The following is a 798-nucleotide window of genomic DNA, read 5'->3' as shown; positions in this document are numbered from 1 at the left end:
CTTCTGTGGCCTGGATGTCGGCATGGACGAGACGGCAATCTGCGTGGTGGACGGCAGCGGCAAGGTCGCGCTGGAGGTCGCGGTGGTGACCGATCCGGACGCGATCAAGGCGGCGCTCACGCCGTATCGTGGCCGCTTGCGGCGGCTCGGCCACGAGGCGGGGTCGCTGTCGCCCTGGCTGCACCCGGAACTGTTAAAGCTCGGCTTGCCGGCGGTCTGCCTGGAAACCTTCCACGTCCGCGCCGCGCTGAAGGCGCAGCGCAACAAGACCGACCGGACGGACGCGCTCGGCCTGGCGCATTTGATGCGCACCGGTTGGTTCCGCAAGGCGCATATCAAGAGCGAAGCCTGCTACCGGCTGCGGCTGCTCTTGACGCACCGGCGCAATCTGAAGCGCAAGTTTCTGGATCTGGAAAACGCGATTCGGCACTCGCTGAAGGTGTTTGGCATTCGCCTCAGTCATGTTGGCCGCGGCGGCTTCGCGCAGGCGGTGCGCGAGGCGGTGGCGGGTGATGCGCTGGTCAGCGAGCTGATCGATGCCATGCTGAACGCGCGCGCCGCGCTGTGGAAGGAGTACTGCCGGCTGCACGATCTCGTGGTCAAGCTGGTGGCGAGCCATGAACTGTGCCGGCGCTTCATGCAGATCCCTGGCGTCGGCCCGGTGGCAGCGCTGAGCTTCATGACGGCGATCGACGACCCCGCACGCTTCAAGCGGTCGCGCGATGTGGCGGCCTATTTTGGCTTGACCTCGCGGCGTTGGCAGTCCGGCTCCTCGATCGACGTCAAGGGGCGGATCAG

Annotated in this window: 1 protein-coding gene; it reads left to right on the top strand. The window is 66.5% G+C overall.

All coding sequences use genetic code 11. The features are described 5' to 3' along the window. Positions 1-798, top strand: a 798-nt coding sequence (locus MTR72_RS40240; RefSeq protein ID WP_341512354.1) for an IS110 family transposase, incomplete at both ends; no start/stop codon positions are given.

It is taken from the genome of Bradyrhizobium sp. ISRA442 (genome assembly GCF_038085055.1).
GTDB lineage: Bacteria > Pseudomonadota > Alphaproteobacteria > Rhizobiales > Xanthobacteraceae > Bradyrhizobium.
This window is presented reverse-complemented; position numbering and strand designations above follow the sequence as displayed.